Below are 14,456 nucleotides of genomic sequence, written 5' to 3' on the forward strand. Positions count from 1 at the left end.
CGCACGGAGGCCCAGCACCGGGAACTTTCCGGCTCCGAACGAGGTTGAGTGAAGTGGACTCAACTTTGCGGTCGCGGGCTTGCTTCCACGCGAGCTCCGGCTTAAGTTGAGTGCAGAAGACTCAATCTGTCGGAGGAAGGCAGTCACATGGCACGCTCAGTAGGTATCGACCTCGGCACCACCAACTCGGTGGTGACCGTCCTCGAGGGTGGAGAGCCCACCGTCATCGCCAACGCGGAGGGCTCGCGGACCACCCCGTCGGTGGTCGCGTTCTCCAAGACCGGCGAGGTGCTGGTCGGTGAGGTAGCCAAGCGTCAGGCGGTCACCAACGTCGACCGCACCATCTCGTCGGTCAAGCGCCACATGGGCACCGACTGGACGGTGAGCATCGACGACAAGAAGTACACGCCGCAGGAGATCTCGGCCCGCATCCTGGGCAAGCTCAAGCGCGACGCCGAGGAGTACCTCGGCGAGCCCGTCACGGAGGCCGTGATCACGGTCCCGGCGTACTTCAACGACGCCGAGCGCCAGGCCACGAAGGACGCGGGCCAGATCGCGGGCCTCGACGTCAAGCGCATCGTCAACGAGCCCACCGCGGCCGCCCTCGCCTACGGCCTGGACAAGGGCAAGGAGGACGAGCTCATCCTCGTCTTCGACCTTGGCGGCGGCACGTTCGACGTCTCCCTGCTCGAGGTGGGCAAGGACGAGGACGACTTCTCGACCATCCAGGTGCGCGCCACCTCGGGTGACAACCGCCTCGGCGGCGACGACTGGGACCAGCGCGTCGTGGAGTACCTCATCAAGCAGGTGAAGAACTCCTCCGGCGTCGACCTGTCGAAGGACAAGATCGCGCTGCAGCGGCTCCGCGAGGCTTCTGAGCAGGCCAAGAAGGAGCTCTCGTCCTCGACGAGCACCAACATCTCGATGCAGTACCTGTCGATGAGCGAGAACGGCCCCATCCACCTGGACGAGAAGCTCACGCGCGCTCAGTTCCAGCAGATGACGCAGGACCTCATCGACCGGACCAAGGCGCCGTTCCACGCCGTGATCCGCGACGCGGGCATCTCCGTCTCGGACATCGACCACGTCGTGCTCGTGGGTGGCTCCACCCGCATGCCCGCCGTGAGCGAGGTCATCAAGGAGCTCACCGGTGGCCGCGAGCCCAACAAGGGCGTCAACCCGGACGAGGTCGTCGCCGTCGGCGCCGCCCTGCAGGCCGGCGTCATCACCGGTGACCGCAAGGACGTCCTCCTGATCGACGTCACCCCGCTGTCCCTCGGTATCGAGACCAAGGGTGGCGTGATGACCAAGCTCATCGAGCGCAACACGGCCATCCCGACCAAGCGCAGCGAGGTCTTCTCGACCGCCGACGACAACCAGCCGTCCGTGGCGATCCAGGTGTTCCAGGGCGAGCGTGAGTTCACGCGCGACAACAAGCCGCTGGGTGTCTTCGAGCTCACCGGTATCGCGCCCGCCCCGCGTGGCGTGCCGCAGATCGAGGTCACGTTCGACATCGACGCCAACGGCATCGTGCACGTGTCCGCCAAGGACCGCGGCACGGGCATGGAGCAGTCGATGAAGATCACCGGCGGTTCGGCCCTGCCCAAGGACGACATCGACCGCATGGTCAAGGACGCGGAGCTGCACGCCGAGGAGGACAAGAAGCGTCGCGAGGAGGCGGACACCCGCAACCAGGCCGAGGCCTTCGCGTACTCCATGGAGAAGCAGATCGCGGACAACCGCGACAAGCTCCCCGCAGAGGTCGTCACCGAGGTCGAGGCGGACATCGCCGCGGTCAAGTCCGCGCTCGAGGGTGAGGACGCCGAGGCCGTCAAGACGTCGTACGAGAAGCTCGGCGCCTCCTCGCAGAAGATCGGCGAGGCGCTGTACGCGTCCGAGCAGGCGGCGCCGCAGAGCGCCGACGGCGCACCGCAGGCGAACGACCGGTCCGCCGCTGACGAGGACGTCGTCGACGCCGAGATCGTGGACGACGAGGAAGAGCGCAAGTGACCGAAGAGAACCCGCAGGGAACCCCTGAGCCCGAGGGCTCGGAGGAGCACCCCTTCCACTTCACGGACAAGCGCAAGGTGAACAACTCCGGCGAGCAGAGCCGTCCGGCCGAGCCGGGCACGTCCGACGAGCAGTCGGACGAGTCCACGCCGGCGGACGTGCCCGCCTCGGCGGAGGGGTCCACCCCGGTGGGCGAGTCTGTCGACCCGCTGGAAGGACTCGACTTCGAGCCGTCCGGCGAGGCCGCCGAGGCCTCCGAGGTCCTCAAGGCGAAGGCCGAGGCCGCGGAGCACCTGGACGCGCTGCAGCGCGAGCGGGCCAGCTTCACGAACTACCGCAACCGGGCGCTGCGCGACCAGGAGGCCGCGCGGAACCGGGGCGTGCAGGACGTGCTGGCCGCCCTGCTGCCCGTGCTCGACGACGTCGAGCGCGCGAAGCAGCACGGCGAGCTGAGCGGAACCATGGCGGCGATCGCGGAGAAGCTCGACCAGAGCCTGCAGAAGTTCGGCGTCGAGCGGTTCGGCAAGGTGGGGGAGGAGTTCGACCCCAACCTGCACGAGGCGCTCATGCACTCGACCGACGCTGACGCGACGGCCTCCACGGTGAACCTCGTGGTGGAGCCCGGGTACAAGATCGGCGAGAAGGTGGTCCGGGCGGCACGCGTGGGCGTCGTCGGACCGGAGTGACTTCTCGGTGGTCGAGCTCGCCGAGACCGAGGTCTCGGCGAGCTCGACCACCCCTATCGACGCGGAAGGAGGTGCCATGACCGGTCAGGACTGGATGGAGAAGGACTTCTACGCCGTGCTGGGCGTACCCAAGGACGCCGACGACGCGGCCATCAAGAAGGCCTACCGCAAGCTGGCGCGCCAGCACCACCCCGACCAGAACCAGGGCAACGCGGCCGCAGAGACCAAGTTCAAGGAGATCGGCGAGGCCTACGCGGTCCTGTCCGACCCGGAGCAGCGCAGGCAGTACGACGCGGTGCGCGCGATGGCCGGTGGTGCGCGGTTCTCCGCCGGGCCCGGCGGTGCCGGCGCGGGCGGCTTCGAGGACATCATGGGTGCCATGTTCGGCGGTGGGCAGGGTCCCGCCGGCCGGGGTGGACCGCGGGTCCGCTATTCGCAGGGCGGTGGCGCCGCCCCGGGCTTCGAGGACATCCTCGGATCGATGTTCGGCGCCGGGGGCCGGTCCGCCTACGGTTCGGCCGGCCCGACGGGGTTCGGCGCGCCGACCAAGGGGGCCGACGTCGTCGCGCAGGTCACGCTGCCGTTCCGTGCGGCAGTGGAGGGCGCTACCGCCGAGCTGGACGTCAACGGCCGCACCATCACCACCCGGATTCCGGCAGGGATCAACGACGGCAAGAAGATCCGGCTGCGCGGCAAGGGCAAGCCGGGCGTCGCCGGTGGCCCCGCGGGCGACCTGGTGGTCACGGTGCACGTGGCGCCTCATCCTGTCTGGACGCTGGACGGGCTCGACCTGCGCATGACCGTGCCCGTCACGTTCGCCGAGGCCGCACTCGGGACCACGCTGGAGGTGCCGACCCTCGACGGCTCTACCGTGCGGCTGAAGGTGCCCGCGGGAACCCCGTCGGGACGGTCGCTGCGCCTCAAGGGACGCGGCGTGCACACGGCGGCCGCGAACGGTGACCTGCTCGTCAGTGTCCAGGTGGTCGTGCCGCAGAAACTCAGCAAGAAGGCCAAGCAGGCGATCGAGACGTTCGCCGCGGAGAGCGACGGCGAGGACGTGCGCGCCGGGTTGGCCGAGCGGGCGATGGAATGACCGCAAGCGCGGTGGGGCACGGTCCCCACCGCGCCGCGGTCGGTTAACCTGCCCGCACGCAGTTCCGAGCGAACGAGAGAGGGAGGGGCACATGCTCGACGACGACGCACCCGTGCTCACCGTCTCCAAGGCAGCGGAGCTGGCGGGTATGCACCCGCAGACGCTGCGCCAGTACGACCGGCTCGGCCTGGTGGTACCCCGGCGCACTCGCGGACGTGGCCGCCGCTACTCGCGCCGGGACGTGGCGCGTCTTCTGCAGGTACAGCGGCTCGCGCAGGTCGAGGGCATCAACCTGGCCGGGATCAAGCGCATCCTCGCCCTCGAGGAGCACGTCTCGGTCCTGGAGGAACGCCTCGGTGACCTGCTGATGCGGGTCCAGGAGGAGGGCCGCGTGTTCGCTGCGGGTCCGGCCGCCGGCGACGTCGTCGTCGTGCAGCGTGGCCAGCGGGTCCGGAGCGCGGCGACGCGGATCGACCTCGAGCACCGCGGCGTCGGCGGGGGAGCAGTGGTGCTCTGGCGGCCGTCGCCCCGGCGCGAGGGCTGAGCACTACCGACCGCCCATCAATTTCGGTAACGCAATTCTTTCGTTAATCGAGAATGCGCCGAAAAAGATAGGTAAGGCATTCCTTGCTCTACGCGTTCTGCATTTCCGGAATATGATCGAGCTATTCCGGATGTTCAAGTGCGGACCAGCGAGGAGTGAGTCATGAGCACGCTGATGGAAATGCCCGAGGTCGCCGAGTGCTCGATCGACGGCTGCGGCTACAACCACGACCACGGCTGCCACGCCGGCGCGGTCACCATCGCAGGTCACGAAGGTGACGCCTCCTGTGCGACGTTCATCCCGCTGAGCACCAAGGGAGGCCTCGACAAGGTCATCGCGCACGTCGGCGCCTGCCAGCGCGGCGAGTGCGTGCACAACGACCACCTGGAGTGCGGCGCCGCGTCCATCCGCGTGGGTGCCGGGCCAGAGCAGCCCGGGCACGCCGACTGCCTCACCTTCCAGGAGCGCGGACCGGTTCTGTAGCGCCGGCGCCGGAACGAGGCAGGGACAGAACAAAGCGTGACAAGACAGAGCGCCCGCTCGACGGTGAGCGGGCGCTCTCGCTTTTCGTTCGGCGTCCGCGGTTCGACGTCCGCGGTCCGGTGGCTCAGCGAGCCAGGTGGTCCAGGAGGAGCAGCGCGTCGTCGTGCGTCCCCGGCAGGCGCTCCACCCAGACGCGGGTCGGCCTGCGCACCTCTGTGGTGAGACCGAGCACCTCTGCGTTGCGCTCGACCACGCGGCGCAGCGACTGACCCAGCTCCGCGGTGGCGGGGCCGCGCTCGCACAGCACCACGAAGGTGCCGTCGCCGACGGCCGCCATCGGGTGACCCTCGCCGAAGACCTGGTGCAGGGTCCGGCCGATCGCCGCTGAGCGCGCGAGCCGCTGCCAGGTGTCGAGGCTGTCGAGGCCGACGTCGAGCACCAGCAGGCAATGGGTGGTTCCGGCGGTGGAGCCGGCGCGTTGCGCGGTGCCGTAGGTCTCGCGCAGACGCTCGCCCAGGTACTCGCCGGTCGGCAGGCCTGTCGACGGGTCGTGCGTGGCTATCTGGTAGGGGACCCGCTCGCGCTCTCCGACCCAGCCGATCGCCGCGGCGCGCAGCGCGCCGACGTCGGTGGGGCGGCCGAACGCGGCATACAGACAGGCGACGTCGTCCAGCGCCTCGGTGATCCCGGCGCCGACGGCGGCCCGCGCGGCACCAAGACGCTCCGCGGGTGCTATGACTCCGCGGCCCTCAGCCAATGCCTCTGCCAGCGCTTCAGCGGCCGGGTGCTCCCAGTCGTTCGGTCGGATCCAGACCGAGGCCAGACTGCTGGCGCGCCACCGCTCGCGCAGGTCATGCACTCGCACCTGCGCCTCCTGCTGTGACTCGCTCATGATGAAGGGACCCTCACGGAGACCAATCATGACGCACCTTCAGGGGTGGTGTACCGCACTTCACCCGAAGATCATCCTGGTAATGTTTTTTTCAGCCCCTAAGATGGCGGTGTGGCTCTATAGTCTTGGGCAGGGACACGGCCGAGAGTCTGGGTAGACGTGAAACAAGCCGAGAGCAGCACAGGGGAAACCCCGAGTGACGCGGAACTGATCCTGCAGGTCAGGTCGGGTGACCGCGAGGCTTTCGGCGTGCTCTACGAGCGCCACGCGGGGGCCGCGCGAGCGCTCGCGCGGCAGTACGTCTCGCCCGCTGACGCCGACGATGTCGTCGCAGACGCCTTCAGCAAGCTTTTCGAGATGCTTCGTCGCGGCGCGGGCCCCGACGCAGGGTTCCGCCCTTACCTGTACACGGTGGTGCGCCACCGGTCGTTCGACGTGTCCCGCGGCGCCGCGCGTACGCGCCCCAGCACTGACGACGAGATCGAGTCCGTGGTCGGCCGGGTCGCGTCCGACGAGGACCCTGCGCTCGCCGGCTTCGAGCGCAGCGTGGTCTCCAAGGCCTACTTCGACCTCCCCGAGCGCTGGCGCGAGGTGCTCTGGTACGTCCTGGTCGACGACCTGAAGCCCGCGCAGGTGGCGCCGGTGCTGGGGCTCAGCCCCAACGGCGTCTCCGCTCTGCTCTACCGGGCCAAGGAAGCGCTGCGCGCCGGCTACCTGCAGCAGCACCTGACGCATGCCCCTTCGGACACGTGCCGCTCCGTGAACCCGCTGCTCGGCGGGTACGTGCGGGACAGCCTGTCCAAGCGGGAGACCACGAAGATCGCCGACCACCTGGCGACCTGCGGCACCTGCAGCGCCCTGGTGCTCGAGCTGCACGACGTCGCACACGGCATGAAGACGGTCATCGCCCCGCTGGTGCTCGGTGCGGGCGGGCTGGCTCTCGTCGGCGCCGGTGCGCCGATCGGTGGGATCTTCGTCGCGGCCAAGGCCGGTGCGGGTGCGGCCGTCGGTAGCGCACCGGCGGCGACGGCAACTGTCGGCGCGGCCTCGACCGGCACGTTCTCGGGTGCGGTGTCGTCCGCGGTCTCCGCGACCGCCAGTGCGTTCGCCGCCGCGACGGGCGGCAGCGTGGCGGCCGGCGCGATCGCCGTCGCCGCCGTCAGCATGGTCGCGGCGCTGCAGATCGCGGGACCCGGCGACCCCGAGCCAGTGGCCAACGACAAGGTGATCAGCACCGAGGACGGCCGCGGGCTGCCCGGCGCCGAGGAGATCAACGGCAAGCCGGTTGCGCCGTCCGACAACAACGACGTCAAGCCGGACCCGAGCACGCAAGCAGTTCTCCGCGTCGACTACACCGACGCCTCGAACCCGCTGGCACCGCGCGAGCACCAGATCCTCGGCTTCACCATCACGAACGCGGGCGAGGTCGCCGCGACGGGTACGCAGCTGGAGCTCACGCTTCCCCACGGCCTGACCATGACGCCGGACGAAGGACCGTTCGGCACGGGTGTGGGAGGACGGCTGGCCCGGGACACCGCGGAGCCGACCGAAGGCGCCGACGACGCCGGGACCTCGACGCCCGATGCCGGCACGGGTGAGAACAGCGCCGACGGTACGGAGCCCGAGAACACGTCCGACGGCGAGACGCAGGCCGAGCCGAGTGCGTCGCCGAGCGCGCCCGCCACCGTGGGACCGCTCCAGAACGAGGGCCCCATCGCCTGCAACCCGACCGAGCAGGCGAACGTGCTGCTCTGCTCGCTCGGCGAGGTCGCACCTGGACAGGCGCACCGCGTCGAGGTGCCCGTCCGGGCCAACGCCGGTGGTGACTACCCCATCGGTGCCGAGGTGTGGGCCGACGGTCTCGACCACGTGACCATCGATCTCGCGGACCGCACGGTGGCGCACTTCGGCCCGGAGCTCTCCGCGTCGACCGACAACGTCTCGCTGGGCAGCCCGGGGACCGCCGCGCTGCCGATCCGCGTCAACAGCACCGGCGACCGCACGGTCCCCGCGGACTGGGGCGTCGAGGTGTCGCTGCCCGACGGCGTCCAGCCCGCCGGGTCGCAGCCCGAGCTGTCCTGCTCGGCTACGGAGTCGCCGAACGCCTGGTTCTGCGCCCCCCGTGCGGACACCGACGCGGCAACCGCGGTCGAGCCCGGTGACGGCCGCGCAGTAGCGCTGAACGTCACGTCGGCGGTCGAGGCTTCGGCGGAAGCCACGGAGCTCGGCGTCGCCAACATCCGCCCGGTCGTCTCCGGGGGCTACGCGTACTCCACCACCGCGACGGTGACCGTCACGTCCGCCTGGGCGAACGCCGCCGACGGCGTGGGTACGGTCGCGGCCTCCTGCCTCGACGAGGGCGGAGTCGGCACAGCCGACGCCGTGGTGACCGGCACGTACACCAACACGACTCAGCGCACGGTGCGGGTAGCCCTCCAGGCGGCCGGTACCAGCGCTTCCACGGGCAAGAGTCTCGCACCCGGGGAGTCCACCGAGCTGACTGTGCACGACGGCCTGCGGCTTCCGGCAGGTCAGGCGGTCTTCGTCCTGGCCACCGATGTGGACGGCCGGACCTACAAGACGCCTGTGCCGGCGGGTGACCACGAGGCAGCTGACTGCTACACGCCGTCGTGGACGACCGAGGTGAGCGCACAGACGTTCAACACCGGCGGCACCGTGGCGGTCGAGGGCAAGGTGACCAACACCTCGGACGAGACCATGACGGTCGACATGGTGGTCACGGTCGACGGCACCGCCATGAAGTCGGTGTCCCTCCCCGTGACGCCGGGCGGAACTCAGACACTTACCGTCGACACCGGTAGCGCGATGGTGCCCGAGGGTGAGGCGGTCTTCCGCCTCTCACGGGAGGGCAAGGACGAGGACGGCGACGCGCCTGCCCAGGCGGTCGTGTCCAAGGACAACCCGACGGCGCACTACGACGCAGCGACGATCGCCCCGGCACTGGGCGACAAGCCCGTGATCGCAGGAGCCTGCGAGTTCGACGCCGCGCAGGACCGCTCGGTGCAGAAGTACTCCTTCACCGCCGACAACACGGCGTCGACGCTGCCCGTGCGGTTCCACGTGGGGGACGTGACCAGGACCGTCGAGGCCGGACAGACCCAGGTGATCGAGTACCCGGTCGTCTGGGGTACCGAGACCTCCGAGATCACGGCCGGGGGCAAGGTGCTGGACAGGACGAACGTCTCGTTCGAGTCGTGCGCCGAGCTCACGTGGCCCGGCGACGCCGTCTCGGTCGGTACCGAGACGGCGTGCTCCGCCGACTCGCAGGTGCAGCTCACGGCGACCGTGGACAACCGGACCGGCCGCGACTGGACGGGCCTGCTGGTCCGCGAGGGCAGCAACGACGTCGGGCCCGACCAGCCGGTGCCCGCGGGGCAGACCACCGCCCTCACGCTCACTCGGCAGACCGCCCTCAGCACCGACGGCTCGGTCACCGTGCGGCTCTACCGTGACCTCGAGGGCAGGACCCACGAGGTGGAGTGGTCGTACGGCGTCCGGGGCCAGAACTGCATAGGCGCCGAGTGCGAGCTGACCCCGGACGCGAATCCGGCTGCCCTGGGCAGGGACGAGACGTCGGACGTCCCGCGCACGGAGAACCAGTGGCCTTGGCAGGGCTTGGACACCTGCATCGACCAGCCCGCCGACCAGGCCTGACGCCGACCCGTCAGACGATGCCGTACAGGCGGTCGCCCGCGTCGCCCAGACCGGGCACGATGTAGGCCTTCTCGTTGAGCCGCTCGTCCACCGCGGCCACGACGACGGTCAGGTTCGCGCGGTCGCCCACGTGCTCCTCGAGGAGCTGGATGCCCTCGGGGGCCGCCAGCAGGCAGACCGCCGTCACCTCGCGGGCGCCGCGCTCCAGCACGTAGTCGATGGCGGCGACCAGGGTGCCGCCGGTGGCGAGCATCGGGTCGATCAGGAACACGTGCCGACCGGTGAGGTCGTCGGGCAGGCGGTTCGCGTACGTGACGGCCTTGAACGTCTCCTCGTCGCGCACGAGGCCGAGGAACCCGACCTCCGCCGTCGGGAGCAGACGGCTCATGCCGTCGAGCATGCCCAGGCCGGCGCGCAGGATCGGCACCACGAGCGGCGGCGGCGACGCGAGGCGGGTGCCCGTCATGGTCGCGACCGGGGTCTTGACCTCGTGCGGCTCGGTGGCGATGTCCCGCGTGGCCTCGTAGGCCAGGAGCGTGACGAGCTCGTCGACGAGCAGGCGGAAGGTGGGCGAGGCAGTTGTCTCGTCCCGCAGGACGGTCAGCTTGTGGGCGACCAGCGGGTGATCGACGACGTGGAGGCGCATGGGCCCCACGCTACCGGGCAGTCGCGCGCCAGGACGGCGTGGAGGTCCCGAACGTTGCCAGGCCCACACCGCGCGTCGGCCACACCGAGTTGTCAGACGTGTGGGTCACTATGGTGACTTCTGTGTCTGACACGTCGGAGGGCCTGAGCGCGATGAGCGTCGCTGAGCGCCGCGCGCACTGGGAGAGCTGGATGGGCGCCGCGCTCGACGAGGCGCGCCGCGCCCTCGACACCGGCGACGTACCGGTCGGCGCCCTGGTGCTCGACGAGGCGGGACGGGTCATCGGCGTCGGACACAACGAGCGTGAGGCGACAGGGGACCCGACCGCCCATGCCGAGGTGCTCGCGATGCGGGCCGCTGCCGCGACGCGCGGCGAGTGGCGCCTGACCGGCTGCACGCTGGTGGTGACGCTCGAACCGTGCCCGATGTGCGCGGGCGCGCTCGTGCAGGCCAGGGTGCGCCGCCTCGTGCTGGGCGCGTGGGACCCGAAGGCGGGCGCCACCGGCTCCGTCTGGGACCTCGTGCGTGACCAGCGCGCGCTGCACGAGGTGGAGGTGCTCGGCGGCGTGCGCGAGGGGGAGTGCGGGGTGCTGCTCCGCGAGTTCTTCGAGGCGCGGCGCGGCTGAGCGGTCGTCAGACCTGGGGCAGCGCCAGGTGAAGCTGGTCGAGCAGCGTACGGAGACGGAGCAGGTACAGCCGTTCGTTCGCGAGGCTGGACAGGTTCGATCCAGCCGCGGCGTCCTGGTACTTGATGAGCATGAGCTCGAACTCCGTCAGGTCCCGGCGCCAGTTGTAGCCCTGCACCTGCTCGCGCCAGCGGTGCAGCTGCCCGACGAGCGGGCTGTCGGGCGTGCGGCTCAGCACACCCGAGGCGAGTGCCGCGTCGACGGCGGACAGCGCGAGCCGAGGACTGACCGAGAGGGCGCGGTCACCGCCGGTCCGGAGCCCGGCGAGCCGGCGCTCGACGATCGCACGGTTCTGCTGCAGCTCGAAGACCACCGAGGCGACCACCTCCGAGCGGCGTTCCGTCTCCGCGTTCTGCCGCTCCACGATGAGCCCCGTGACGCCGGCGAGAAGCGTCAGCGAGTTGACCCAGGGTTCCCACTCGGGTCCGACGCCGAGTATCCACAGGATGCCGAGCACAAAGGCGATTCCGAGCAGGGCATAGGTGATCACGGCGACGATCACGCGCCGTCGGCGGGCCCAGCGGCGGCTCGACCATGCCACCAGGGCCCGTCGCCGCAGCAGGCGCAGCCGCGCCCGCATCACTTCCACACGTCGAACGTCGGCAGCTGGACCGGCGCGTTCTCGTCGGGAGCCAGGAGGCGCAGCTCCAGACCGAACGGGTTGTGCCGCTGCGTGTGCCGGTAGTGCTCGCGCTGCACATGAGTGGTGCGCAGGCCGGCGCTCGAGACCAGCTGGTCGATGCGCTCCGTCGTGTACTTGCGCGTCGTGTACAGCCGGATCGTGTCCTGCGGCTTGAGGCGGATCGGACGGCTGCCCGGGACGTGCATCCGGATCGCCTCGGAGCCCGTGTTCTGCCAGAACACCTTCAGCAGGATGCTCTCGTCCTCGACCGATCCGGTGAACCTGATGTGCTCGAGATCGACCTTGAGGTCGGTGTTGTAGCGGACGGCGCTCGCGACGAACTCCACGAACCCGCGGGTCTGGCGGTACTCGGCCTCGGTGTCGCGCACGGCGACGTCGGACAGGCTCTCCGTGCTCGCGAACTCGACCAGCATCCGGTCCTGTGGACGGAGCACCTTGGCGAGGCCGTTCAGGAAGTCCTCGTCGCCGTCGAAGTTGGCGACCGTGTTGCCGACCAGCGAGTAGAGGATCGGCTCGTCGTCGACGAGCCGGTCGAGGAACTGCTTGAGCTCCTCGAGGTTCCCGTCCAGGGAGAGGTCGATCTGCAGGCCGAGCGAGCGGTCCAGCGGAAAACGCGCTTCCCGGACGGCGGTGCGAGAGCCGGTCCGGAGCATCTCTGCGCTCATGTCTATCGGGATGTACAGCATCGACGGATTGGCTCGCGCCATCGTCTCCAGGAACATCCCGTCCTTGGCGCCGGTGCCGACGCCCAGGCTCACCAGGTGCACGCACTCGTCGGTGACGAGCGGCGAGATGGTGCGCCACTGCCTGCGGAACATCTCGGTGCCGACCTTGATCACCATGTAGGTCGGGTCGTTCGAGGCGCTGAACCAGGCGATGGTGGGACCGATACCCCAGTAGGCGTACCCCGAGGGGACGCGCTTGCCGTCACCGGTGCTCGAGTGCCCGTCGTCGAGGTACTGGGCGAGCGTGGCGAGCTTGTCCGACTGGTCCTCGCCGACGAGGGTCACGGACCACCCGAAGTCGTCGCCGGCCAGGGTGCTGTCGATCCTTGATATCGCTGAGTCGCCCACGCGGTCCCCTCGTGCTCCGGTGCAAAGAGATCTCAGGCTAGCGGGATGCGGTCCGGTGCGAAATGGAACACATGGCGGCGCCGCCGGACGTCTCCCGGCATACCCTCGTAAGCGTGTTCCCTCAAGCCCGACCCACCACCTGGCAGCCGGAGCCCGTCGAGGTCGCCCGCACCACGGTGGACGACGCCGTCGAAGTGCTCGCCGGCCTGCGGTTCACCGCGCTCACGGGAGCCGGGGTCTCTACCGACTCAGGCATCCCCGACTACCGCGGTCCCGACTCCCCGCCCCGCAACCCGATGACCTACCAGCAGTTCGTGGGCGACGAGGAGTTCCGCCGGCACTACTGGGCCCGCAACCACGTGGGCTGGAAGCACGTGAACCGGACGGTCCCGAACGTGGGGCACAGGGCCCTCGTCCGGCTGGAGGAGCGCGACCTCCTCGCCGGGATCATCACGCAGAACGTGGATCTGCTGCACGAGGACGCGGGCTCGCGCAACGTGATCGACCTGCACGGACGCTACGACCGGGTGATCTGCCTGTCCTGCGGCCGGGTCATCTCGCGCACGCACCTCGCCGAGCGCCTCGACGCCCTCAACCCGGACTTCCTCGAGTCGATCGGTGACGTCGCGGACATCGAGATAGCGCCCGACGCCGACGCCGTCATCGAGTCGACCGCCCACTTCCGGCCGGCGCCCTGCGAGTTCTGCGGCGGGGTGCTCAAGCCGGAGATCGTGTACTTCGGCGAGAACGTGCCGCGCGAGCGGGTGGAGCGGGCCTTCGCGATGGTGGACTCCGCCGACGCGCTGCTGGTCGCGGGCTCGTCCCTGACGGTGATGAGCGGGCTCCGGTTCGTGCGGCACGCGGCGGGCGAGGGCAAGCCCGTGGTGATCGTGAACCGCGGCATCACCCGCGGCGACAAGTACGCGACGGTGAAGGTCGAGGCGGGCACGAGCGACGTCCTGCAGGAGCTGGCTACCCGCCTCTGACCCCTTTCGCCGCAGTTCTACTTCGCCACAGCTCTATCTCGGCAGAGGGCGGGGCCGTCAGTGGGCGGAGAGGTCCGTGATGCCGCCGTGGCCCGTGGGGGAGAGCGTGAGCACGCGCTCGCCCGGGTGCAGCCGCACGTCCTCGCGGTAGAGCTCGGCGAGCTGGTCGGCGGCCTCCTGGTCTCCGGCGTCGGCGGCGACGAGCAGGTACGCGAGCTCGTCGGCGACGGCGTCGAGCTCGGCGTCCGAGACGTCCGCGCCCGGCAGGCCGGCCTCCTGGACCCAGGTCTCTGCGCGACCGTTCCCCGCCTCGCGGACTACCGGGCTCCGAAGCCGCGATCCCCACAGGTCCCAGAGCAGCAGCTCGTCGCGGTGCCGGTGCGCCACCTCGAGCAGCACGTAGTCGCGCACGAAGTTCCGGCCGCTCAGGCCCGGCAGGTCCGGATCCACGCCGTACGTGGCGGGGTCGGTGGTGCCGGCCCGAATCGCCAGCCACGACTCGGCCGCCGTCGGGAACGGCGAGTCCGGTCCGGTCGGCATGTCGTGGACGTCGAAGTCGAAGTCCTCCTGGCTGAGCTCCGGGTCGAACCGCACCCAGCGGGTGCCGTCCCAGCGCTCGCCCACCACGTGGTCGGCGTTCCAGCCGGGGATGAAGTACGTGGCGAAGCCGATCCGGGACCGCGCGGGTACGCCGTGCGTACGCAGCACGCCGAGCGACAGGAGCGTGTGGTCACGGCAGCAGCCGGCCACCTGCTGAGCCTGCGTGCGCGGCCCGTCGAGCGGCGCGCGCATCTCGGCGGCATCGAGGATCGAGGTCAGCCAGCGACGGTCCGGGTCGGCCTTCTGGGCCTCGGTCAGCTGCGGGCCACCGGCCCGGTAGTGCACGACGGCGGAGCAGACGAACTTGTGCAGGTCGGCTGGGGCGGTGCTCAGCTCGGTGAAGAGTCCTGCGTGATTTCCGGGGTTCGAGTACGGACTGTGGTCCGAGTAGTCGAAGAGCGTGGGCGCGGGCATCGGTGTCCTCCCTCGGCGGTGTCGG

General features: G+C 70.1%; 13 protein-coding genes. 8 read left to right on the forward strand and 5 right to left on the reverse strand.

Features of this window, described 5'->3' with window-relative positions; translation table 11 throughout:
* Nucleotides 1-147 precede the first annotated feature (147 nt).
* From dnaK to ACFO6V_RS22755, 5 genes are all read left to right on the forward strand, one after another.
* Nucleotides 148-2,010, forward strand: a complete 1,863-nt coding sequence (gene dnaK / locus ACFO6V_RS22735) for a molecular chaperone DnaK (protein ID WP_377139808.1) — start codon at nucleotides 148-150, stop codon at nucleotides 2,008-2,010.
* Nucleotides 2,007-2,696 (forward strand): nucleotide exchange factor GrpE, encoded by a 690-nt coding sequence (gene grpE / locus ACFO6V_RS22740; RefSeq protein WP_377139810.1) that lies wholly within the window; start codon nucleotides 2,007-2,009, stop codon nucleotides 2,694-2,696. Before dnaK ends, grpE begins: the two co-directional genes overlap by 4 nt.
* A gap of 76 nt (nucleotides 2,697-2,772) precedes the next feature.
* Complete coding sequence (locus tag ACFO6V_RS22745; RefSeq protein WP_377139813.1) at nucleotides 2,773-3,789, forward strand: DnaJ C-terminal domain-containing protein; 1,017 nt, start codon at nucleotides 2,773-2,775, stop codon at nucleotides 3,787-3,789.
* A 91-nt stretch (nucleotides 3,790-3,880) separates the two neighbouring features.
* Nucleotides 3,881-4,333 (forward strand): heat shock protein transcriptional repressor HspR, encoded by a 453-nt coding sequence (locus ACFO6V_RS22750; RefSeq protein WP_377139816.1) that lies wholly within the window; start codon nucleotides 3,881-3,883, stop codon nucleotides 4,331-4,333.
* Nucleotides 4,334-4,495: 162 nt separating this feature from the next.
* Complete coding sequence (locus ACFO6V_RS22755) at nucleotides 4,496-4,816, forward strand: DUF1540 domain-containing protein (RefSeq protein ID WP_377139819.1); 321 nt, start codon at nucleotides 4,496-4,498, stop codon at nucleotides 4,814-4,816.
* Nucleotides 4,817-4,940: 124 nt separating this feature from the next.
* On the opposite strand, the gene ACFO6V_RS22760 is transcribed toward ACFO6V_RS22755, so the two are convergent.
* Nucleotides 4,941-5,708 carry a hypothetical protein gene (locus ACFO6V_RS22760; protein WP_377139821.1) on the reverse strand — a complete coding sequence of 256 codons (768 nt, stop codon included), beginning with the start codon at nucleotides 5,706-5,708 and terminating at the stop codon, nucleotides 4,941-4,943.
* 249 nt (nucleotides 5,709-5,957) lie between these two features.
* Between ACFO6V_RS22760 and ACFO6V_RS22765 the strand changes: the two genes are divergently transcribed.
* Entirely contained in the window at nucleotides 5,958-9,383 is a 3,426-nt protein-coding gene (locus tag ACFO6V_RS22765; RefSeq protein ID WP_377139824.1) for a sigma-70 family RNA polymerase sigma factor, read from the forward strand.
* A 10-nt stretch (nucleotides 9,384-9,393) separates the two neighbouring features.
* Here ACFO6V_RS22765 and upp read toward each other — a convergent pair whose 3' ends face one another.
* The gene (gene upp, locus ACFO6V_RS22770; RefSeq protein ID WP_116677163.1) at nucleotides 9,394-10,029 is read right to left on the reverse strand and encodes a uracil phosphoribosyltransferase; all 636 of its coding nucleotides are present in this window, start codon (nucleotides 10,027-10,029) and stop codon (nucleotides 9,394-9,396) included.
* 191 nt (nucleotides 10,030-10,220) lie between these two features.
* Here upp and ACFO6V_RS22775 point away from each other — a divergent pair, with 191 nt between their 5' ends.
* On the forward strand, nucleotides 10,221-10,655 hold the full coding sequence (locus tag ACFO6V_RS22775; protein ID WP_377141139.1) for a nucleoside deaminase: 435 nt from the start codon (nucleotides 10,221-10,223) through the stop codon (nucleotides 10,653-10,655).
* 7 nt (nucleotides 10,656-10,662) lie between these two features.
* Here the strand turns inward: ACFO6V_RS22775 and ACFO6V_RS22780 are convergent, their stop codons facing one another.
* Nucleotides 10,663-11,304, reverse strand: a complete 642-nt coding sequence (locus tag ACFO6V_RS22780) for a hypothetical protein (protein WP_377139827.1) — start codon at nucleotides 11,302-11,304, stop codon at nucleotides 10,663-10,665.
* Complete coding sequence (locus ACFO6V_RS22785) at nucleotides 11,295-12,431, reverse strand: L-histidine N(alpha)-methyltransferase (RefSeq protein WP_377139830.1); 1,137 nt, start codon at nucleotides 12,429-12,431, stop codon at nucleotides 11,295-11,297. The genes ACFO6V_RS22780 and ACFO6V_RS22785 overlap by 10 nt, the downstream gene beginning before the upstream one ends.
* Nucleotides 12,432-12,544: 113 nt before the next feature.
* Here ACFO6V_RS22785 and ACFO6V_RS22790 point away from each other — a divergent pair, with 113 nt between their 5' ends.
* Nucleotides 12,545-13,417: a Sir2 family NAD-dependent protein deacetylase gene (locus ACFO6V_RS22790; protein WP_377139833.1), complete on the forward strand. Its 873-nt coding sequence runs from the start codon at nucleotides 12,545-12,547 to the stop codon at nucleotides 13,415-13,417.
* A 57-nt stretch (nucleotides 13,418-13,474) separates the two neighbouring features.
* On the opposite strand, the gene ACFO6V_RS22795 is transcribed toward ACFO6V_RS22790, so the two are convergent.
* The gene (locus tag ACFO6V_RS22795; protein ID WP_377139835.1) at nucleotides 13,475-14,431 is read right to left on the reverse strand and encodes a transglutaminase-like domain-containing protein; all 957 of its coding nucleotides are present in this window, start codon (nucleotides 14,429-14,431) and stop codon (nucleotides 13,475-13,477) included.
* Nucleotides 14,432-14,456 lie beyond the last annotated feature (25 nt).

It is taken from the genome of Promicromonospora alba (assembly GCF_042654905.1).
Lineage (GTDB): Bacteria > Actinomycetota > Actinomycetes > Actinomycetales > Cellulomonadaceae > Promicromonospora > Promicromonospora alba.